Origin of the sequence: Mesorhizobium sp. M0701 (genome assembly GCF_040320365.1) — a bacterium.
In the GTDB taxonomy this organism is placed as follows: domain Bacteria; phylum Pseudomonadota; class Alphaproteobacteria; order Rhizobiales; family Rhizobiaceae; genus Mesorhizobium.
The window spans coordinates 87619-107387 of sequence record NZ_JAMYPO010000004.1 but is presented as its reverse complement, the minus strand read 5'-3'; the positions used below and the strand labels follow the sequence as shown (position 1 = coordinate 107387).

20 protein-coding genes are annotated in these 19769 nt (G+C 63.5%); 12 read left to right on the top strand and 8 right to left on the bottom strand.

Features of this window, described 5'->3' with window-relative positions:
* Nucleotides 1–12 precede the first annotated feature (12 nt).
* On the top strand, nt 13–375 hold the full coding sequence (locus NKI24_RS05875; protein WP_352743875.1) for a nuclear transport factor 2 family protein: 363 nt from the start codon (nt 13–15) through the stop codon (nt 373–375).
* A 38-nt stretch (nt 376–413) separates the two neighbouring features.
* Here NKI24_RS05875 and xylB read toward each other — a convergent pair whose 3' ends face one another.
* Nucleotides 414–1868, bottom strand: coding sequence for a xylulokinase (xylB, locus tag NKI24_RS05870; RefSeq protein ID WP_352744001.1), 1455 nt, complete (start codon nt 1866–1868; stop codon nt 414–416).
* A gap of 10 nt (nt 1869–1878) precedes the next feature.
* On the opposite strand from xylB, the gene NKI24_RS05865 reads away from it, so the two are divergent.
* Nucleotides 1879–2040, top strand: a complete 162-nt coding sequence (locus NKI24_RS05865; RefSeq protein WP_352743873.1) for a hypothetical protein — start codon at nt 1879–1881, stop codon at nt 2038–2040.
* A gap of 18 nt (nt 2041–2058) precedes the next feature.
* Here NKI24_RS05865 and NKI24_RS05860 read toward each other — a convergent pair whose 3' ends face one another.
* Together NKI24_RS05860 and NKI24_RS05855 are read right to left on the bottom strand one after the other, a co-directional pair.
* Entirely contained in the window at nt 2059–3384 is a 1326-nt protein-coding gene (locus NKI24_RS05860; protein ID WP_352743872.1) for a tetratricopeptide repeat protein, read from the bottom strand.
* Nucleotides 3385–3393: 9 nt separating this feature from the next.
* Nucleotides 3394–4017, bottom strand: a complete 624-nt coding sequence (locus NKI24_RS05855) for a LysE family translocator (protein WP_352743870.1) — start codon at nt 4015–4017, stop codon at nt 3394–3396.
* A gap of 188 nt (nt 4018–4205) precedes the next feature.
* On the opposite strand from NKI24_RS05855, the gene NKI24_RS05850 reads away from it, so the two are divergent.
* From NKI24_RS05850 to NKI24_RS05810, 9 genes are all read left to right on the top strand, one after another.
* A complete protein-coding gene (locus NKI24_RS05850; protein ID WP_352743868.1) occupies nt 4206–4970 on the top strand; it encodes a L,D-transpeptidase in 765 nt (254 codons plus the stop codon).
* Nucleotides 4971–5066: 96 nt separating this feature from the next.
* On the top strand, nt 5067–6233 hold the full coding sequence (locus NKI24_RS05845; RefSeq protein WP_352743866.1) for a diphosphate--fructose-6-phosphate 1-phosphotransferase: 1167 nt from the start codon (nt 5067–5069) through the stop codon (nt 6231–6233).
* Nucleotides 6234–6249: 16 nt separating this feature from the next.
* Nucleotides 6250–6975, top strand: a complete 726-nt coding sequence (locus NKI24_RS05840) for an MBL fold metallo-hydrolase (RefSeq protein WP_352743863.1) — start codon at nt 6250–6252, stop codon at nt 6973–6975.
* A 357-nt stretch (nt 6976–7332) separates the two neighbouring features.
* Nucleotides 7333–8871 carry a DegQ family serine endoprotease gene (locus tag NKI24_RS05835; RefSeq protein WP_352743861.1) on the top strand — a complete coding sequence of 513 codons (1539 nt, stop codon included), beginning with the start codon at nt 7333–7335 and terminating at the stop codon, nt 8869–8871.
* A 133-nt stretch (nt 8872–9004) separates the two neighbouring features.
* A complete protein-coding gene (locus tag NKI24_RS05830; RefSeq protein ID WP_352451603.1) occupies nt 9005–9616 on the top strand; it encodes a molybdopterin-dependent oxidoreductase in 612 nt (203 codons plus the stop codon).
* Complete coding sequence (locus NKI24_RS05825) at nt 9613–10359, top strand: FAD-binding oxidoreductase (protein WP_352451602.1); 747 nt, start codon at nt 9613–9615, stop codon at nt 10357–10359. Before NKI24_RS05830 ends, NKI24_RS05825 begins: the two co-directional genes overlap by 4 nt.
* Before the next feature lie 438 nt (nt 10360–10797).
* Nucleotides 10798–11001 (top strand): DUF680 domain-containing protein, encoded by a 204-nt coding sequence (locus NKI24_RS05820; protein WP_292664977.1) that lies wholly within the window; start codon nt 10798–10800, stop codon nt 10999–11001.
* Between the two features lie 70 nt (nt 11002–11071).
* Nucleotides 11072–11278, top strand: coding sequence for a DUF680 domain-containing protein (locus NKI24_RS05815; protein ID WP_352743858.1), 207 nt, complete (start codon nt 11072–11074; stop codon nt 11276–11278).
* Nucleotides 11279–11346: 68 nt separating this feature from the next.
* The gene (locus NKI24_RS05810) at nt 11347–11586 is read left to right on the top strand and encodes a DUF680 domain-containing protein (RefSeq protein WP_352451600.1); all 240 of its coding nucleotides are present in this window, start codon (nt 11347–11349) and stop codon (nt 11584–11586) included.
* Between the two features lie 219 nt (nt 11587–11805).
* Here the strand turns inward: NKI24_RS05810 and NKI24_RS05805 are convergent, their stop codons facing one another.
* From NKI24_RS05805 to NKI24_RS05785, 5 genes are all read right to left on the bottom strand, one after another.
* Nucleotides 11806–12903, bottom strand: coding sequence for an ABC transporter ATP-binding protein (locus tag NKI24_RS05805; protein ID WP_352743856.1), 1098 nt, complete (start codon nt 12901–12903; stop codon nt 11806–11808).
* A 25-nt stretch (nt 12904–12928) separates the two neighbouring features.
* Nucleotides 12929–14593: a beta-galactosidase BglA gene (gene bglA / locus NKI24_RS05800; protein WP_352743854.1), complete on the bottom strand. Its 1665-nt coding sequence runs from the start codon at nt 14591–14593 to the stop codon at nt 12929–12931.
* 4 nt (nt 14594–14597) lie between these two features.
* Nucleotides 14598–15752 (bottom strand): carbohydrate ABC transporter permease, encoded by a 1155-nt coding sequence (locus NKI24_RS05795; RefSeq protein ID WP_352452251.1) that lies wholly within the window; start codon nt 15750–15752, stop codon nt 14598–14600.
* A gap of 1 nt (nt 15753) precedes the next feature.
* Nucleotides 15754–16767, bottom strand: a complete 1014-nt coding sequence (locus NKI24_RS05790; protein ID WP_023680221.1) for a carbohydrate ABC transporter permease — start codon at nt 16765–16767, stop codon at nt 15754–15756.
* A 227-nt stretch (nt 16768–16994) separates the two neighbouring features.
* A complete protein-coding gene (locus NKI24_RS05785) occupies nt 16995–18350 on the bottom strand; it encodes an ABC transporter substrate-binding protein (protein WP_352686578.1) in 1356 nt (451 codons plus the stop codon).
* A gap of 362 nt (nt 18351–18712) precedes the next feature.
* On the opposite strand from NKI24_RS05785, the gene NKI24_RS05780 reads away from it, so the two are divergent.
* Nucleotides 18713–19735 carry a substrate-binding domain-containing protein gene (locus NKI24_RS05780; RefSeq protein WP_352452248.1) on the top strand — a complete coding sequence of 341 codons (1023 nt, stop codon included), beginning with the start codon at nt 18713–18715 and terminating at the stop codon, nt 19733–19735.
* Nucleotides 19736–19769 lie beyond the last annotated feature (34 nt).

Genomic DNA, 19769 nt, shown 5'->3' with positions numbered 1-19769 from the left:
AGGAGACAGACCATGACCGACCTCAACACCATTGCCGAAAACTACATCGCCGCCTGGAACGAGAGCGACGCCGCGCGCAGAAAAGCCTTGCTCGAGGCAACCTTCACCGAGGACGTCGGCTATCGCGATCCGATCATGCAGGGCGACGGCCATGGCGGCATCGCGGCGCTGATCGACGGCGTGCAGCAGCGCTTTGCCGGCTTCAGGTTCTCGCTGAAAGGCAAGCCGGACGGCTTCGCCGATACCATCCGCTTCTCGTGGAACCTCGGGCCGGACGGCACCGAATCCGTCATCGAAGGCACCGATATCGGCGTCATCGAAAATGGCCGGCTGAAAAGCGTCACCGGCTTTCTCGACAAGGTGCCGGCACGGTGAGGCCTTCTCGGCAGGCCACGGTGAGGGCGGGAAACCGCTCACGCCGTGGCGCTCCTGATCGCCGGGTAAAGCTGGCGGTAGCGCTGATAGGCATCCGCATAGGCATCGCTTAGTGCGGCGACCGGTTCCACCGTGGCGTCGGTCGCCGGCGCCGTGCACACGGCGCGCGGATCGGCGCCTGTCGCCGCGACCAGGCCAAGCCGGGCCGCGCCGAAGGCGGCGCCGAAATCGCCGTCGGCTGGAATATCGAGTGGCAGGCCAAGCGCTGTGGCGATGGCCTTCAGCCAGTAGCGCGAACGCGAGCCGCCGCCGATCGCCGTCACCCGGGTCAGCGTCGTGCCGGCTTTGGCCAGGGCTTCGAGGCTGTCGCGGAAGGCGAAGGCGACGCCTTCGAGCACGGCCTGGGTCAGCGCCGCGCGGCCGGATTCGTGGGCAAGCCCGGTAAACGCGCCGCGAATGGCGGAATCATTATGAGGCGTCCGCTCGCCTGACAGGTACGGCAGGAAGGAGACACCGGTCGGCGCCTGCAGCGCATCGCCGAGTTCGGCGGTCAACTCGCCGGCGCTTTTTCCAGCGATCCCCGACAGCCAGTTGAGCGAATCGGTTGCCGACAGGATGACGCCCATCTGGTGCCAGGTGCCGGGCAGTGCGTGGCAGAAGGTATGCACGGCGCTTTCCGGATTGGGCAGATAGGACGCGTTGGCGGCAAAAAGCACGCCCGACGTGCCGAGCGAGACGAACGCCTGGCCGGCGCCGACCGTGCCCATGCCGCAGGCCGAAGCCGCATTGTCGCCGGCACCGCCGGCGATCGGGATGCCCGCCTGCATGCCCCATTTCGCGGCCAGTTCGGCGCGCAAGGCACCGGCCTTGGCCGTGCCTTCGACCAACGACGGCATCTGCCTTTCGTCGAGCGATGTGGCGGCGAGCAGTTCGGCGGACCAGGCTCGTCTGCCGACATCGAGCCACGACGTGCCAGCCGAATCCGACATTTCCGAAATATGCTCGCCGGCGAGCCAGAGCCGCAAAAAGTCCTTCGGCAGCAGGACCCTTGCCACCTTGGCGAAAACAGCCGGTTCGTTGTTCTTGACCCAGGCTAGCTTTGGCGCGGTGAAACCGGGAAAGACGATGTTGCCGGTCAGCTTGCGAAAGCGCGGGTCGGCATCGAGCGCGGCCGCCTCGGCGTGGCTTCGCGTGTCGTTCCACAGGATGCAAGGGCGCAGCACCTGGTCGGCGGCATCGAGCAGAGTGGCGCCATGCATATGGCCGGAAAGGCCGATGCCTTTGACCGCCGCGAGTTCCTTCGCATGCATTGACCGCAGCTCGCCGACCGCCGCTTCGCAGGCGCGGATCCAGTCGGCCGGGTTCTGCTCGGACCAGCCGGGATGCGGGCGCGACACGTCGAGCGGCGCATGGCCGGAACCGACGATGCTCTGCCTTGCATCGATCAGCAGCGCCTTGACGCCCGACGTGCCGAGATCGAGGCCGAGATACATGTTTCCTCCCATGTCCGTCATGCCTGGCGGCGACGGTCTTTCTTGCTTCCCCGCCCAGTCCTATGACACGGGCGGCGAAGATATCCCGGCAATCGTGCCGCCGGAAACGCACCCCGGTCAACACGCGAAGATTTTTTCGACGCTCGAAAAAATCTGGTCGGGCAGTTTTTAAGGCAAGATGTGGCCTTGGTCAATTCGCCGCGAGAGCGGTTGCACGCCGTGAAAACAGTGCCGACAACGGGCTGTCCGGCCGTGCCAGCGCGCGTTCCGCCGCAAGCGCCCTCGCCAGCGCGCCATCACCGGAACGCAATGCCGCTTCGATCAGCGTCAGGTCGATGACGTCGCGTTGTGCGTGGCTGCCGCCGAAGCGATGGGCGATTGCCCGGATCGGCCGGATCAGGCGTATCGTCGCGGCATAATTGCCCTCGCCGAATGCCTTGATGGCGAGCGTCAGGGGATGGCCGACATCCCTGGTGAAAGCAGCGTTGTCGTCCTTGCCGCGCATCGCCTCGCGCTGCGCCTCGAGCAAGCCGCGGGCCGGCGCTTCGAGGCCGGCGCCGACAAACGCCATCATCGCGTGGGCGTCATTGAAGGCATAATGGCCGGCGCTCGCCTTGGGCAACCAGTTGGCGGCGAGTGCCGTCCAGCGCTCGCCGACATCGACGCCGCCGAGATGCAGCCGCCACAGGATCGCCGAGGCATCGACCATGTTGAGCGCCAGCTTCGAGCGCTCGCCATAGATCGGCCCGTCGTAGAGCGCCAGCACCTCGTCGGTCTCGCCGAGATCATAATGGAACAGCGCCAGATGCCACCAATTATGCACCTGCAGGAAGCTTTCCCGCGTCCACGCTTCGGGATTGGCGCGCATCCACAGAATGCCGTCCTTCTGCCGGCTCTGCATCTCCATGACATGGGCCACCGCATGCTGGGCCCAGCCGTCGCGCGGCTCGATATCGACCGCCGTGCGGCCAAGTCTTTCGGCGCGCGCGTAATCGCCCATTTCCTCCAGGCCAAAGGCCTGCATGCCGAGTATGGCGTGATAGCCCGGCATGTCGCTCTGCCAGGACGGCAGCGCGCGACCGATGCGGTCGCGCAGCATGCGCGCATTGCCGGTGAAGAAGTCGATCTGGTGGCCGGTCTGCAGCGCCAGCGCATCGAGCGGAAACTCGATGGCGATATCCTCCAGCACGCGGGCGGCCTCGTCCCAGCGTCCCTCCGCAAGATGGCCAAGGGCGGCGACATGCGCCTGCTCGCATGTTGTCGCGGCAAGCGGCAGCGCCGCCTCGTGACATGCCTTGGCCACCGCCGTCGCCTCACGCTCTGTGGCAAGGCCAAAGAGATAACCCTTGAACACATGCGCCATGACGAAGCCGGGATCTTCGGCGATTGCCCGGTCAACGGAACCGACCGGATCGCCGATGAAGCACTGCAATTCGCGAACAGCCCGGCTGTAGGACGAGAGCCCGGCCGCCGTCGCGCCAGACAGTGTCAGGCCGAATGCATCGCTCACCGCCATGGTCCGTCCTCAGTTGCCCGAGCGCATCGCCACTGTCGCGATCCCGGCGCCGACCAGCAGCGTGCCGCCGGTGCGGTTGAAGATGCGGATCGCCTTTGGGTTGTGCACCACGTTGCGCGCCCTTGCCGCGATCAGCGCATAACCGAAGGCATTGGCGAAGGCGAGCGCCAGGAAGGTCGTCTCGAAGATCAGCATCTGTGTCCAGAAATCCGCATACCGGTCGAGGAACTGCGGCAGGAAGGCGACAAAAAAGGTGATGCTTTTCGGATTGAGCGCGGTAACCAGCCAGGCGTGCGCCGTCATTTTCGCCGATGACACCGCATCGGTGCGCGGCTCGGCCCGGAGCGCACCGCCGGCGCGAAACAGCTTGATGCCGAGATAGATCAGATAGCCGGCGCCGATCACCTTCAGCACGGTAAACACGGTGGCGGACGCCGCCAGCAGCGCGCCGATGCCCAGCATCGACAATGTCATCGCGGTGAAGTCGCCGAGCGCCACGCCGACTGCCATCGGCAGCGCGGTGCGCCAGCCCTGGCCGAGCGCATAGGACACCACCAGCAGGATGGTTGGACCTGGAATGACCAGAAGGACTGCCGAGGCAGCGGCAAAAGCGGCCCAGTTTTCGAAGGACATTTTCTTCTCCTTGAGCTCAAAGAAGAGGATAAATCCTTGGCCTCGCGCAGATGTAAAGAGGCAAAATCGAAAAAGCCCCCTCGTTAACGCCAGGCGGCCGGCCTTCACGCTTTTTCAACCATGATTGGCGAAAATGCCTGCTATACGGCCGGAGCGTGTTTCCCGCCGACAGCGTAGGGTTTGGGTAAATGCGTGAGTTGCCGCACGGTCTGTCGCTGCCGCATAATGGCGACGCAATCGAAACCGAAATACAGCTTTCCCGTCGCACGGTGCTGTCCGGCGCCGGTGCGCTGGCGCTGCTCGGCGTCGCCGGCTGCAGCCAGACGCTGGATCTGCCGTCGCTCCAGCTCGACGACGTCACCACCGGCTCGATCCGGCCCATCCGTCCGAGTATCAGCGTCGACAAGAACATTACCAGCCCCGACGTGATGTACGCTTCGCTCACCGACGGTGGCTTCAATGTGCCGGAAGTGCCCTACCTCAAGGTCAAGCCGGAGTTCCGCCGCCAGATCGTCGTCGATCCGACCGGCGAGCAACCCGGCACCATCGTCGTTCACTCGCAGGAACGGCTGCTCTATCTGGTGCAGCCCGGCGGCGAGGCGATCCGTTACGGCGTCGGCATCGGCAAGGACGGATTCCGCTGGTCCGGCCGCGCCAACATCCAGTACGGCAAGGAATGGCCGGTCTGGACCCCGCCGCCCGAGATGATCGCCCGCAGGCCGGAACTGGTGAAATGGCAAAGCGGACAGCCGGGCGGCCTCGACAATCCGCTCGGCGCGCGTGCCCTCTACATCTATCAGAACGGCAGCGACACCGGCTATCGCATCCACGGCTCGCCCGAATGGTGGAGCATCGGCCAGGCGATGTCGTCGGGCTGCGTGCGCCTGATCAACCAGGACATCATCGACCTCTACAGCCGCGTCTCCAAGAAAAACCCGGTCGTCGTCGTCTGAACGGCGGCTTCGCCTTCAGCGATCACTCTGCCGTTGCGCGATGCCGCAAGACAGGCGAATGTGCCTGCGATTTTCACCGCCCCGGAGACGTGAACAATGGCCGGAACTTTTGTCATCGCGCAAGGCGGCGGCCCGACCGCCGTCATCAACCAGACCGTGGTGGGTGCTGCGCTCGAAATCCGCAAGCGGCATCCCGGCGCCAAGGTGCTGGGTTCCATCCACGGCGTGCGCGGCATTCGTGACGGCAATTACGTCGATCTTTCCGCCATCCCCGAGGATCGCCTGCGGCTGATCGCGGCGACACCGAGCGCCGCGCTTGGTTCGACGCGCGACAAGCCGGATGCCGCCTATTGCGACCTCATCCTCAACGGCTTGAAGAAAGCCGGTGCCGACGCCTTCATCTATATCGGCGGCAACGACACCTCGGGCACGCAGCAGATCCTCACCGACGCTGCCGGCGGCAAGATCGCCTTCGTCCATGCGCCAAAAACCATCGACAACGATCTCGAGGAGAACGACCACACGCCCGGCTTCATGTCGGCGGCCGAGTTCGTCGCGGGAGCATTCCTTTCGGTCGATCTCGATTTCCGCGCTCTGCCGGGCATCTATGTCGGCATTGTCATGGGGCGGCATGCCGGTTTCCTGACGGCCGCGTCCGCGGCCTGGCAGCTCGATCAGGACAGCGGCCCGCATCTCGTCTACGTGCCGGAGCGGCCGTTCTCCGCGGCGGGCTTCATCGACGACGTTCGTGCAACGCTCGACCGCCACAAGCGCTGCATCGTTGCCGTCTCCGAAGGCGTCAGCACCGCCGACGGCAAAGCGCTGGTCGAAAGCCTGGTGCCGCCGGAAAGGCTGGAGCGCGACCAGCATGGCAACGTCAAGCTGTCGGGCAGCGACCTGCCGGCAGCCTTGGAGCGCGCGCTCGCCGAAGGATTGCCGGGCAAGCGGGCGCGCGTCGATGCGCTCGGCTATATGCCGCGCGGCTATGTCGGCGCCATCAGCGCGGTGGACGCGCAGGAGGCCTTCGATGCCGGTGCCTTCGCGGTCACGGTGGCCGACGAGGGGGGCGGTTCGGTGGCGCTGCAATATGACGGCAAGAAAACGCTGCTGAAGAAGGTGCCGCTGAAGAACGTCGCCGGCAAGACGCGCCATATGCCGGATGATTTCATGCTGCCGGATGTCAACCGGCTGTCCGGTGCGGGGATGGCCTATCTGAAGCGGCTGGTCCCGCAAAAGTACAAGGTCGGCAAGCCGTTCGTCTGATGCCGGCCTTGATCTGATGGACAGCTGGTTCAGCAAAACAATCGTCGACGCCAAGACGACGATGCTGACCGAGCCCTTCGTGCACGAATTCGTGCGCGCCAACATCTGGCATCTGCGCGGCCGCGATGTCGACCTGCTGGTCGACACCGGCATGGGGATCTGCCCGCTGGCGCCGCAGATCGACACGCCGTCCGGCAAGCCGCTGCTCGTCGTCGCCACGCATATCCATCTCGATCATGTCGGCTCGCTGCACGAGTTTCCGTTGCGGGCAGGGCCGCGCCACAGCGCCGCACAGTTCGACAGCATGGATGAAGCGGTGACCTACGCCTACATGTTCCATGATCTGGAAGGCGCCGTCTCCAGGCTGCCGGCAAAAGGCTGGAAGGCGGCCGATTACAGGATTGCGCCGGCGCCGCTGGCCCGGACCCTGGACGAGGGCGATAGGATCGACCTCGGCGACCGCCAATTCCGCGTCCTGCATCTGCCCGGCCACTCTCCCGATTCGATCGCGCTGTTCGACGAGGCAGACGGCCTGTTCTTCGCCGGCGACGCCATCTACGACGCCATGCTGATCGACGACCTGCCGGATTCGGATCGTGCCGCCTACCGCCGCACGATGCAGCGCCTGCTCGAACTGCCGATCCGGATCGGCCATGGCGGCCATGGACCGAGCTTCGACGGCAGGCGGATGCGCGAGATCGCCACCATTTATCTCAGCCGGACCGACCGGAAAGGCGAATAGGAGGCCTCGGCTGAGGCGGCGCAAATCTGAAGCGATTTGTCTTGCGCAGCTATTTTGTTCTTGCTTTGTGCCGGCAGCTATGCTAGTAATTTGGGTATGGTGCTGATTCGCCCCAACGACCCGCCGCAAGGCGGGTTTTTGTTTTCGGGTTTCGGCGCCAGCCCGGCAAGGCGGCAGCCAGCCGGAAATTAAATCTTCGTAATATTATCTGGAAACCACGATCGGCGCCCTAGATGCGGGGCTGTCGATCCGGTCGGCCGCCGTGCCAGGCGAGACAGGCAAGGCCGACACGCCGATAGAGCGTTCCGGTGACGGAACGCTGCGGCGCCCGATCAATCTCTCGCCCGGACAACGGCCATGTCACCAATCCACACCCTTCGCAGACATCGCGTCGCCGCTTTGCTGGGCGCCGCGCTGATACTCAGCCCCTTCGCCCTGTCCTTCGCTCCCAGGCTGAATGATGTCCTGGCGGCAACAGTGACCCCACCTGTCACCGGCTTGACGGCGCCCAGCGGTTCGTTCGCTCCGGTCGTGGCGGCCGACAAACCGGCAGTGGTGACCATCACGACGGTCATGAAAGTACAACAGCCGGACACCATGAGCGACGCCTCTCCCTTTGGCGGAACCTCGCCTTTCGACGACTATTTCCGCCATTTCTTCGATGACCAGGGACAGCCCGCCCCCAAGACACCGCCGGAACAGGCGCCGCGCACCGAGGCCCTCGGCTCAGGCTTCATCGTCGGCGCCGACGGCACCATCGTCACCAACAATCACGTCGTCGACGGCGCCCAGTCGATCAAGGTGACGCTCGACGACGGCACCGAGCTTCCCGCCAAATTGATCGGTCATGACGCCAAGAACGATCTTGCCGTGCTCATGGTCAAAGCCGGCAAGCCCTTGCCGACCGTCGAATGGGGCGATTCCGACAAGCTCATGCCGGGCGACCAGGTGCTCGCCTTCGGCAATCCTTTCGGCCTTGGCACCACGGTCACGGCCGGCATCGTCTCGGCGCGCGGCCGCGACCTGCATAGCGGGCCGTTTGACGACTTCATCCAGATCGACGCACCGATCAACCGGGGCAATTCCGGCGGCCCGCTAACGGATGTGAACGGCAATGTCGTCGGCATCAACACGGCGATCTTTTCGCCGAATGGCGGCAGCGTCGGCGTCGGCTTCGCCATCCCCTCGGACCAGGCGCAAAAGGTCGTCGCCAAGCTGATGAAGGGCGGCTCCATCCAGTACGGTTATCTCGGCGTCCAGATCCAGCCGGTGACGCCTGACATGGCGAGCGCCATCGGCCTCGATCGCCCAGCCGGCGTGCTGGTCGCGCAGGTCAGCGACGGATCGCCGGCCGCCAAGGCCGGCATCGAGACCGGCGACGTCATTACCAGTTTCGCCGGCCGCGACATAAAGGATCCAAGGGATCTGTCGCGCACCGTCGCCGACGTTGCGCCCGGCACCAGGGAAACCCTCAATGTCTGGCGCCAGGGGCAAAGCCTGCAGATCTCCGTCGAGGTCGGGCGCAACGAAGACGACATGGCAACGGGATCGGTAACCGGCGATCGGCGTCAGCCGTCGACGGGGCAGGGCCTTCGCGCACCGGCGCTCGGTCTCGGCCTGATGGACGTCACTCCGGATGTGCGCCAGGCAATGAACCTGCCAGAAAACCAGCACGGCGCACTGGTCGAGCGCCTCGACCCGAACAAGGCGGCGTCGGCTTCCGGCATCCAGCCCGGCGACATCATCGTCGCCGTCGACCAGACTCCGGTGAGGAGCGCCAGACAGGCAAATCAGGCGATTGTGCAGGCTGCCAAATCCGGCAAGAAATCGGTGCTGCTGCTTGTCGAGCGCGGCGACGCCCAGGTGTTCGTCGCCGTCCCCTTCGCCAGTGGCTGAAGCGAGCACCGCGCTGCCAAGATCGATGTAGAGCATTGCCGCCAGGCCGGAGCCAAGATTTCGGTTGCCCGGGCTCGCGTCTTCGAGAAAACTGACAAAGGTCGATTGGACCTTGCGCAAACGGATATTCTCGATGGTTACCCGAGGCTTCTCTTCCGGACGAAAGCCGCCGACGGATACGGATGCACGTATCCCGCCGGGGCAATATCTCGAGCAAGGTTTCCCGGTCCTGTCGGCCGGCCCGACGCCGCATGTCCGCACCGAGGATTGGTCGTTCACGCTTAAGCACGGGCCGCGGCCGATCAAGAAGTGGAACTGGGCCGAGTTCAACGCGCTGCCCTTGACCAAGATGACGCGCGACATCCATTGCGTCACCGCATGGACCAAGTTCGACACGGCGTGGCAGGGCGTGCTCGTCGACGACATCCTTGCCGACGCCGGCATCGAGCCGCCCACCGCCTTCACGCTGGCGCTGGGTTTCGACGGCTATTCCACCAACGTGCCGACGAAGGATCTCACCGGCGGCAAGGCGATGGTGGCGCTGCTTTATGAAGGCAAGCCGATCACGTCTGACCATGGCGGCCCGGCCCGGCTGCTCGTTCCGCATCTCTATTTCTGGAAATCGGCCAAATGGCTGAACGGGCTGCAGTTCACCGAGCGTGACGAGCCGGGTTTCTGGGAATTGCGAGGTTATCATATCTATGGCGATCCGTGGCGCGAGCAGCGCTACACGAACGATCCATGAGCGACGCACCGGCGGCGCAGTCGCCCTGGCAGACGGTCACCATCACCCGCATCCAAAAGCGTACGCCGCGCGTCACCAGCTTTTTCCTGCAGCCGTCGCGGCCCTTCGCTTACCGGGCCGGACAGCATGTCGATGTCAGATTGACGGCGCCGGACGGCTATCAGGCGCGCCGCTCCTACTCCATCGCCTCGGCGCCGGAGACCGGCGAGACCATCGAGCTGGCGATTGAAAAACTCGAGGACGGCGAGGTCTCGCCGTTCTTTCACGAGATCGCGGCGGTGGGCGACGAGGTCGAATTGCGCGGGCCGCTCGGCGGCCATTTCGTCTGGTCCGACGGCGATGGCGGACCGCTCCTGCTCGTCGGCGGTGGGTCGGGCGTGGTGCCGCTGATGTCGATGCTCCGTCACCGGGCGATGCGGGGATCGCTGGTCGCCGCCGCCTTGGTGTTTTCGGCGCGGGTCTGGGACGAGGTGATCTTTCGCGACGAGCTGATCGACCTCGCCGAGCGCCGGGATGGCTTCGACCTGGTGCTGACGCTGACGCGCGAGCCGGCCCGCCGATCGTCGGATTATGCGCGGCGGGTCGACGCCGCGATGATGGTGCAAGCCATGACCAGGCTGCCGGCGCCGCCGAAGCTCGCCTTCGTCTGCGGCTCGAACGCGTTCGTGACGGCCGCCGCCGAGGCGCTGATCGATGCCGGCGTTCCCGCGGCTCTCATCCGCACCGAACGCTACGGGGTCTGACCTGGTTCTTGCGCGGTTGCTGCCTTCGCCGGCCGGCATAAGCGGGCCGAAAACCGGCAGAACGGTGAGGCCGCGTTTGGCCGAAATGGTTAACGATTCGACAAAGAACCTCGGCCGCGACTTTTATCGGTTTAAAAAATCGAACCGAACGGTTCGTTTCTGTTGACAATGCGTGCAGGACGCTGTGAACGCTGCCTCCCCAAGTCACCTTGCAGCCAGACCGATACTATGGGCTATCTACTTGATATTTAGCAATAAAATTGTGGCGGAGGGAATCTCTGGCACAATTTCAAGGTGTAGATTCTTGGTCCACACCAAAAAACTTCGTGATTGGAAACTGGCCATTGGCTTTCCCACATCGGGGCTGTCCGAACGACGCGAATTCCTCCCAAGGCACGCCGCTGGACGGACGGAAAACTGACATACTGGAGTACTAAAATGAAAAAGATCGCTCTTGCCGCCGTCGCCGTTTTGGCCATCACCGGCAGCGCCTTCGCTGGCAGCGACAACTTTGGTTCCAAGGGTGCGAACCAGCCTGCCGCTTCGGTCGACAGCTCGTATACGGCTTCCATTCAGAAGCCGGCTCATGCTGACCAGCAGCCTGTCCAGGGCGCCGACCGTAACCTCTTCGGCAACAACTAACAGCCGATCCCAGCATCAGGGCGGCGGGCATATCCGCCGTCCGGGATCTGAAAAATTCAGGAGTATTAAGATGAAAAAGATCGTTCTTGCTGCCGCCGCCGTTTTGGCCATCACCGGCAGCGCCTTCGCCGGCAGCGACAACTTTGGTTCCAACGGAGCCAACCCGCCTGCTGTCTCGGTCGACAGCTCCTACACGGCTTCCGTCAAGACGTCGGACCAGGCTGAAAAGCAGCCGGTTGTCCAGGGCGCCGACCGTAACCTCTTCGGCAACAACTAACAGCCGATCCCACCATCAAGGCGGCGGCATGCCCGCCGCTTGATTTCGAAAATCCAGGAGTACCCAAAATGAAAAAGATTGTTCTTACTGCCGCCGCTCTCTTGATTGCCGCCGGCAGTGCCTATGCCCGCAACGACAATGTTGGCGGGACCGACATCAACAAGCAGACGACCGTCAACGTCGACAAGACGCAGACGTATTCGGTGCGGGACAGCAACTCGCCGATCTACAAGCTGCTGAATTCGTCTGGCGATGTGCCCAAGTCCGCGCCCCAGGGCGCCGATCGCAACCTCTTCGGCAACAACTAGAGCAATTCCAGGAAAAGTGTGAAACGGTTTTCCCGGGAAAAGCGCGTAGCGCTTTCCCTTGGGAATTGCGTCAAAACAAAGAGATAGAGCGGTTCGGCGTTCCGTGAAACGATAACCGCTCTAACGGCCGAACTGGAATTCCAGACAAGAGCCGCCGGCCAATCCCGCCCCGGATGTGTATTTGAATGCGGGAAAACCCCAGCATAAAACCGCCATTTGTTATTCTTCATGGAGCGCGAAAGAGCGCCCGTCCGCGTCGAAAATATGTAGGTCTCCGGCGTCCGCCGTCAGCCGCAGCGTCGCTCCGCGCTTGACCTCGACATTGCCCGGCAGCTTGGTCACCAGCGGCAGGTCGGCGCGGCCGATGTCGACATAGACGAGCTGGACCTCGCCGAGCTGCTCGACGTAATCGACCGTCCCTTCGAACAAATAGTCGGCGCCGGTGGCAATCATCAGATCCTCCGGCCGCACCCCGAAGCTCACCGCTGCGCCTTTCGCCGACGCAGGCGTTGCGATCGGCACCGTTGCCTTGCGGCCGCCGACATGGCTGACGACCGTCGGGTTGCCGGTCTTGTCGATCGTCGCCGGCAGGATGTTCATCGCCGGCGAGCCGATGAACTGGGCGACGAACAGATTGCCGGGCCGCTTGTAGAGCTCCATCGGCGTGCCGACCTGTTCGATATGGCCTTCCTTCAGCACCACGATGCGGTCGGCCAGCGTCATCGCCTCGACCTGGTCGTGGGTGACATAGATCATGGTTGTGGCCGGCATCGATTCCTTGAGCTTGGCGATCTCGATGCGGGTGGCGACACGCAGCGCCGCGTCGAGGTTGGACAGCGGTTCGTCGAACAGAAAAACCTTGGGATTGCGCACGATGGCGCGACCGATGGCGACGCGCTGGCGCTGGCCGCCCGACATCGCCTTGGGCAGACGGTCGAGATATTTGGTCAGCTGCAGGATCTCGGCCGCCTGGCGCACCCGCTTGTCGATCTCGGCCTTGCTTTCCTTGCCGATCTTCATCGAGAAGGCCATGTTGTCGTAGACGGTCATGTGCGGATAGAGCGCATAGGACTGGAACACCATGGCGATGCCGCGCTTTGACGGCGGCACGTCGTTGACGATCTCGCCGTCGATCTTGAGCTCGCCCGAGGTGATCTCCTCCAGCCCGGCGATGCAGCGCAGCAAGGTCGACTTGCCGCAACCAGAGGGACCGACGAAGACGATGAATTCGCCCGACTTTATGTCGAGGTCGACGCCGTGCAGAATGTTGAGATTGCCATATGATTTCCTCACTTGCCTTAGCGTGACATCGGCCATGGTACCCTCCAGTTCTTCCTTGAATTCAGTCGATACGCCCGAACCAGGCGCCGTAGCCGCCGAGGCGGATAGTGCCGGCGCCAGTCTGTCCCGAAAACCCGTGTCCCGGCAAGGGCTGCGATGAGCGGCCGCCAAGATCGACCTCGGCCGGCTTTGCTCCGAGATTGAAGGCGCAGACGATCTGCTCGTTGCCTTCGCGGCGCGTGAAGGCGACGGTGTCGCCCTCGCTTTCGATGAACTCGATATCACCCTTGGCCAGTGCCGGATGGGCGCGGCGGAAAGCCAGGAAGCGCCGGTAGTGCTCGAGCAGCGAGCCGTCGTCGCCTTGCTGCACATTGACGGCTTGCGCAAGGTGCTTGCTGGGCACCGGCAGCCAGGGCTTTGCCGTCGAGAAGCCGCCATTGCGGGCAGCGCCGTCCCAAACCATCGGCGTACGGCAGCCGTCGCGTCCCTTGAATTCAGGCCAGAAGCGGATGCCGTATGGGTCCTGCAGATCCTCGAAGCCGAGTTCGGCCTCGCTGAGCCCGAGCTCCTCGCCCTGATAGATACAGACCGAGCCGCGCAACGACATCAGCAGCGCCGAGATGACCTTGAGGTAGGCGGTCGGGTCGGGCTCGCCGGCTGCCCAGCGCGAGGCGGGACGCATCACGTCATGGTTGGAGAAGGCCCAGCACGACCAGCCGTCGCTGGCCACCTTGCCGAAGGTTTCCAGCACCGAGCGCACCTTTGCCGCGCTGATCTTCTCCGGCGCCAGGAAGTCGAAGGAGTAACACATATGCACGCGCTTGCCGCCGGCCGTATAGGCCGCCACCACTTCCAGCCCACGCTGCGAATCGCCGACCTCGCCAACCGCGGCCGTCGCCGGGTATTCGTCGAGCAAGGCGCGGAAGCGTTCGAGGAAGCCGAGGTTTTCAGGCCGGCTCTTGTCGTAGAGATGGTCCTGGTAGTTGTAGGGGTTGACGGCCGGCGCCGTCTGGTCGTTGCGCTGCTCGGGCGGCAGCGGCGGATTGTCTTCCAGGCCTTGGCTGTGGAAATAGAAATTGATGGTATCGAGTCGGAAGCCGTCGACGCCGCGCTCCAGCCAGAAGCGGGTGACGTCGAGCAGCGCGTCCTGGACCGCGCGGCTGTGGAAATTGAGGTCGGGCTGCTCGGCCAGGAAATTATGCAGGTAATATTGCTGGCGGCTGGTGTCCCACTGCCAGGCCGAGCCGCCGAAGATCGACAGCCAGTTATTGGGTGGCGTGCCGTCCGGCTTGGCATCCGCCCAGACATACCAGTCGGCTTTTGGATTGCTGCGGCTCGAGCGGCTCTCCTTGAACCAGGGATGGATGTCGGCGGTGTGCGAGAGCACCTCGTCGATCATCACCTTGAGGCCAAGCCGGTGCGCCTCTGCGGTCAGCGCGTCGAAGTCGGCCAGCGTGCCGAACATCGGATCGACATCGCAATAATCCGACACGTCGTAGCCAAAATCCTTCATCGGCGATTTGAAGAATGGCGAGATCCAGATGGCGTCGACACCGAGCGAGGCGATGTAGGCCAGCCGGCCGATCATGCCCCTGAGGTCGCCGATGCCGTCGCCGTTCGAATCCTGATAGCTGCGCGGGTAGATCTGGTAGATCACGGCACCTCGCCACCAGTCGCGATCGATAGCGAGATCTGGCTTCGGGGTGGCCTTCAAAGCGGATTGCATGATCTCAACCTCCTTTCACCGAGCCGGCAAGCAGCCCACGGACGAAATAGCGCTGCAGCGAGAAGAACACGATCAGCGGCACGATGATGGTGACGAAGGCCGATGTCGTCAGGATCTCCCAGTCGCCGCCGCGCGAGCCGAGCAACGCATTGAGCTTGGCGGTAAGCACGATCTGGTCGCCCTCGGTACCAAGGAAAACCATCGCCACCAGCAGATCGTTCCACACCCAGAGAAACTGGAAGATGGCGAACGAGGCCAGCACCGGGAACGACAGTGGCAGCACGATCTTGACGAAGATCTCGAAATCGCTGGCGCCGTCGATGCGCGCCGACTCCATGATCTCGCGTGGCAGGCCGGCGATATAGCTCCTCAGAAGATAGATGGCGAAAGGCAGGCCGAAGCCGGTATGGGCCAGCCAGATGCCGAGATAGGTCTTCGACGGCACGCCGAAGAAGCTGCCGACGCCGTTATAGAGCTTCAACAGCGGAATCAGCGACATCTGCAGCGGCACGACCAGGAGGCCGATGATGACGGCGATGAGCAGGGCCCGGCCAGGAAAGCGCATCCAGGCCAGCGCGTAGGCGGCGAACGCGGCGATCAGGATCGGGATGACGGTCGCCGGAATGGTGACGGTCAGCGAGTTCATGAAGGAGCGGCCGATGCCTTCCGAAAACAGCACCGTGTCGTAATTGTCGGTGGTGAATTTCGGCGGCGCCGACGAGGCGTAATAGACGCGCTGGCCGCGTTCGCTCTCGAAAGCCTTCGGCGAGGTCATGACGAAACTGCCGTCGGCATTGAGTTGCAGGGTGACGCCGTCGCCGAGATCGGCTGTCGAGCCGGCGGGATATTGCGTCGGCGCGGCCGACTTGACGCCAAAGGCGCTGATGTTGCGGGCCGGGCCGTCGCCGAAGATATTGCCTTGCAGGACGAACTTGCCCTCCTTCTCGACCTGCGCCGAGGCTGGCGGCAGCCGGCCGGCTTCCGTCTGGCTGGAACTGGTGAACGAGTTCCACCAGCCCGAAGCGATGATCTGATCCTTGTCGCGCAGCGACGAGACCAGAATGCCGAGCGTCGGGATCGTCCAGATCGCAACGAAGATGAAGACGGCGATGTGGACGCCGAAACGGCTGACAAAGGACTTTCCGGTCGACGCGGCCATCTCAATGCCCTTCCGTCTCTTTGTTCGCCTGGCGGATGTTCCAGACCATGATCGGAATGACCGCGATCATGATGATGATGGCGATGGTGGCGCCGCGGCCGAAATCGCCGCCGCCGCGGAACATCCAGTCGAACATCAGATTGGCCAGCACCTGGCTGTTCCACTGGCCGTTGGTCATGGTCAGCACGATGTCGAAAACCTTAAGCACCAGGATGGTGATGGTGGTCCAGACCACGGCGATGGTGCCCCAGATCTGCGGCACCATGATCTTCCAGAAGATCTGGAAAGGGTTGGCGCCGTCGATGACGGCGGCTTCCAGCGTCTCTTCCGGAATGCCGCGCAAGGCCGACGACAGGATGACCATGGCAAAGCCGGTCTGGATCCAGATCAGGATGACCATCAGGAAGAAGTTGTTCCAGAACGGCAGCGAGATCCAGACCTGCGGCTGGCCGCCGAAATACTGGATGATGGCGTTGAGCAGGCCGATCTGCGTCTGCCCGTCGCCGCGATATTCGTAGATGAATTTCCAGATGACGCTGGCGCCGACGAACGAGATCGCCAGCGGCAGGAAGATCAGGCTCTTGGCGATGGTGCCCCACCAGATCTTGTCGGTGAGCACGGCGATGATCAGCCCGAGGAAGGTGCAGGCGGCCGGCACCACCGCCAGCCAGATGATGTTGTTGAGGATCGAGTTGCGGAACTCGCGGTCGCCGAACGCCCATTGATAGTTGGCCAAGCCGACGAAATGGGCGCCGCCGCGATCAAGGAACGACAGCCTCAGTGTCTCCACCACCGGGTAGATCAGGTAGATGGTGAGGATGATCATCGCCGGGCCGACGAACAGCCAGGGCCGGATCACCCCCTGCCGGCGCAGATTGTTAATCGCCGCCTTGCCGGAAACGCCGCGCGCCGGAAAGATCGTGTCGAGTGCCTTGTTGGCGCCCCAGAAATAGGCGACGCAGCCGCCCACGCCGATGATGATGACGAATATCGCCGAAAAAATCTGAGCCGCCATGGGTCCCTCCCCCTGCGCACGGATCCGCCAGTCGAGAATGGCTTTGGCGACGGGATCATGCGCCGATTCAGTTGTCTGGAGCGCGACCAGCCGGAAAGCAGGTCACTGGGCGCGCGTCATGCCGGAATGCGTTGTGCTCACGACAATCGACGCGACGCCAAGCACCGGATAAGGTCCGGGCCGTTTGAGGCCCGGACCACATCACATTGGGAACTCAAGCCGGCCGCTTACTTGATCGCGTCCCAGCTTTTCTGGATGTCAGTGGCGACGTCCTGGGCGGACTTGCCGCCGACCAGGTCGATCATGCCGGTCCAGAACGCACCGGCGCCGATCTTGCCCGGCATCAGGTCGGACCCGTCGAAGCGGAAGGTCGAGGCGTTGGCCAGGATCTCGCCCTGCTTCTTCAGCGCGTCGCTAGCATAGGCGTCCTTGTTGACCGACTTGAACGGCGTCACGAAGCCGCCCTGTGCCATCCAGATCTCATGAGCGAGCGGCAGCTTCAGGAATTCGATGAACGCGCGGGCACTCTTGCTATCTTTGGTGATCATGGCCAGCGTGCCGGCGCCGAGCACCGGAGTGCCGAGCTCGGGCTTGGAGGCGTAGGGCGGGTAATAGAAGAAGTCGGCATCCTCGCCGATCTTGGTGCCTTGCGGGAAGAAGGTCGGGATGAACGATGCCTGGTGGTGCAGATAGCATTTCGGCGGCACCGAGAAGAGGCCCTTCGGGCTGTCACGGAAATCGGTCGCCGCAACCGCCTTGGCGCCGCCCTCGACCATCTTGTCGTCGGTCGCGATCTTGCCGAAAATGTCGATCGCGTTGACCACTGCCGGATCGTTGAACGGAATTTCGTTCTTAACCCATTTGTCGTAGATCTCGGGCGTCTGGGTGCGCAGCATGATGTCTTCGACCCAGTCGGTCGCCGGCCAGCCGGTGGCGCCGCCCGAACCAAGCCCGATGCACCATGGCGTGCCGCCGTCGGCGATGATCTTCTTTTCGAGCTCGGCAAGCTCTTCCTGCGTCTTCGGCACCTTGTAGCCCGCTTCCTCGAAATTGTCCGGCGAGTACCAGACCAGCGACTTCACGTCGGCCTTATACGGAAAGGCGAAGAAGCCGGGTTTGCCGTCCTTGTCCTTGAACGTGCCGAGGTCGACCCAGGATTGGCCGGCGCCGTAATTGTCCTTGACCCAGTTGGCCGTGTCGTCGCCGAGCGGCGTCAAAAGCCCCTTCGATGCCAGATCCTGGATCAGGCCCGGCTGCGGCAGCACGGCAATGTTGGGCGGGCTGCCGGCCTGCGTGTCGATGACGATCTGCTGCTCGTAATTCTCCGACGAGGAGTACTTGATCTCGGCGCCGGTGGCTTCGGAGAAGTAATCGAGGACGGTGCGGATAAGCCCTTCGTCCTCGCCGCGCCACGGCCCGAAGATCGTCAGCGTCTCGCCCTTGAGGTCGACCTTCTTGAGCTCCTCGTAGTTGGCCCAGTTGAAACGGGGATCTTCGCCCGGCTTGAACTTCAGTTCGGCTTGCGCCGGCATGGCGAGCGCAAGCGTGGCAAACGCAGCGCCCAGCAGAAGCATTTTCTTCATCGGTATTCCCTCCCAGTGGTGACAAACACCGAACGAAACCTCCATTCCGTCCGCCGGCGCTGCAGGACTGTGACTCAGTCGGAAAGGAACTGCAACCTTTCGTAGAGTCTTCCAAAGCGCTTTGGTGATTTTGATCTCGCCACTGAATTGATCCGGAGTCAAGAGAAAGCCAAATTAATCGATTTAATTTCTGCGGTCGAGTGCCAGCGAAAGTGCGCTGCAGCACAGTTTTCTGGCGGTGCAGCAGCAAATTCGGCTTCAAACCGGTCCGAACCGTGCGTAAGGTCATTGCGCTCGGCGGCGCAGTTCGTAGCGGCCGGCTCGATTCAGATTAAAAGCGCTTTGAGGTTTGGAGGCCTCCGGTGAACCTCAAGCAGCTCTCCCATGTGCTGGCGCTTTCGCAGACTACGGTGAGCCGCGCATTGAACGGCTACCCGGAGGTCAACGAGGAAACGCGCCGGCGGGTGGTCGATGCCGCCAAGCGTCACGGCTATCGCCCCAATCCGAGCGCCCGCCGGCTGGCGACCGGCAAGACCGGCATGATCGGCTATGTGCTGCCGACGGGGACGACCGTCGACATCGACCCGCATTTCGTCGAGTTCCTGTCCGGCCTCGGCGACTATGCGCGTTCGCACGAGCTCGACCTGGTGCTGTCACCGGCCGATGCCGACGACCAGGAGACGACGTACCGCCGCATTGTCGCCAACCGGCAGGTCGACGCGGTCTATATCTCCTCGCCGAGGCCGGCCGACCGGCGGGTGGCGCTGGTCAATACGCTCGGCATTCCTTTCATCGTCCATGGCCGCAGCGAAGGCTTCGATTTCGAGTATCCGTTCACCGACATCGACAATGAGGGCGCCTTCCACGAGGCGGCGCGGCTACTCGTTCAGCTCGGTCATAGGCGTCTGGCGCTGATCAATGGCGACGATCGCGAGACCTTCGCCATCCATCGCGAGCGCGGCGTGCGCCGCGCGCTTGCGGCGAGCGGCCTGGTGCTTCGTGATCAGCATGTCTGTTCGCTCACCATGACCGAGGAGAACGGCTACCGCGCCGCCCGGCGCTTGCTGGAACAAAGCGACGCGCCGACGGCGATCGCCTGCTCCAGCCTGATCATGGCGCTCGGCGTGGTGCGCGCGGTGCGCGATCTCGGCCTGACCATTCCGGGCGACCTGTCGCTGATCGCCCATGACGACGTCTTTCCCTGGCTGAAGCCAGAAAATTTTTCGGTGCCGCTGTCGACGACACGTTCGTCGATCCGCCTGGCCGGCGCACGCATCGCCGAACGGCTGGCGGCGCGGATTTCCGGCCTGGAGGAGGGCGCTCGCGGCGAAGTCTGGCCGGTCGACCTGGTGGTCAGGGGATCGGTCGCCGGCGCGCCGGCCTAGAGGCAATCACTCTGAACGGCCGAGGTCGACTCTT

Bases quoted from the DNA above. Each gene is read 5' to 3' on its own strand.
- NKI24_RS05795 (WP_352452251.1), bottom strand. From the start codon at position 15,752: ATGGCCGCGTCGACCGGAAAGTCCTTTGTCAGCCGTTTCGGCGTCCAC.
- bglA (WP_352743854.1), bottom strand. From the start codon at position 14,593: ATGCAATCCGCTTTGAAGGCCACCCCGAAGCCAGATCTCGCTATCGAT.
- xylB (WP_352744001.1), bottom strand. From the start codon at position 1,868: ATGTATCTCGGCCTCGATCTCGGCACGTCGGGCGTCAAGGCGCTGCTG.
- NKI24_RS05860 (WP_352743872.1), bottom strand. From the start codon at position 3,384: ATGGCGGTGAGCGATGCATTCGGCCTGACACTGTCTGGCGCGACGGCG.
- NKI24_RS05830 (WP_352451603.1), top strand. From the start codon at position 9,005: ATGGTTACCCGAGGCTTCTCTTCCGGACGAAAGCCGCCGACGGATACG.
- NKI24_RS05785 (WP_352686578.1), bottom strand. From the start codon at position 18,350: ATGAAGAAAATGCTTCTGCTGGGCGCTGCGTTTGCCACGCTTGCGCTC.
- NKI24_RS05810 (WP_352451600.1), top strand. From the start codon at position 11,347: ATGAAAAAGATTGTTCTTACTGCCGCCGCTCTCTTGATTGCCGCCGGC.
- NKI24_RS05865 (WP_352743873.1), top strand. From the start codon at position 1,879: ATGTCCGTCATGCCTGGCGGCGACGGTCTTTCTTGCTTCCCCGCCCAG.
- NKI24_RS05840 (WP_352743863.1), top strand. From the start codon at position 6,250: ATGGACAGCTGGTTCAGCAAAACAATCGTCGACGCCAAGACGACGATG.
- NKI24_RS05790 (WP_023680221.1), bottom strand. From the start codon at position 16,767: ATGGCGGCTCAGATTTTTTCGGCGATATTCGTCATCATCATCGGCGTG.
- NKI24_RS05825 (WP_352451602.1), top strand. From the start codon at position 9,613: ATGAGCGACGCACCGGCGGCGCAGTCGCCCTGGCAGACGGTCACCATC.
- NKI24_RS05820 (WP_292664977.1), top strand. From the start codon at position 10,798: ATGAAAAAGATCGCTCTTGCCGCCGTCGCCGTTTTGGCCATCACCGGC.
- NKI24_RS05875 (WP_352743875.1), top strand. From the start codon at position 13: ATGACCGACCTCAACACCATTGCCGAAAACTACATCGCCGCCTGGAAC.
- NKI24_RS05855 (WP_352743870.1), bottom strand. From the start codon at position 4,017: ATGTCCTTCGAAAACTGGGCCGCTTTTGCCGCTGCCTCGGCAGTCCTT.
- NKI24_RS05835 (WP_352743861.1), top strand. From the start codon at position 7,333: ATGTCACCAATCCACACCCTTCGCAGACATCGCGTCGCCGCTTTGCTG.
- NKI24_RS05845 (WP_352743866.1), top strand. From the start codon at position 5,067: ATGGCCGGAACTTTTGTCATCGCGCAAGGCGGCGGCCCGACCGCCGTC.
- NKI24_RS05850 (WP_352743868.1), top strand. From the start codon at position 4,206: ATGCGTGAGTTGCCGCACGGTCTGTCGCTGCCGCATAATGGCGACGCA.
- NKI24_RS05805 (WP_352743856.1), bottom strand. From the start codon at position 12,903: ATGGCCGATGTCACGCTAAGGCAAGTGAGGAAATCATATGGCAATCTC.
- NKI24_RS05815 (WP_352743858.1), top strand. From the start codon at position 11,072: ATGAAAAAGATCGTTCTTGCTGCCGCCGCCGTTTTGGCCATCACCGGC.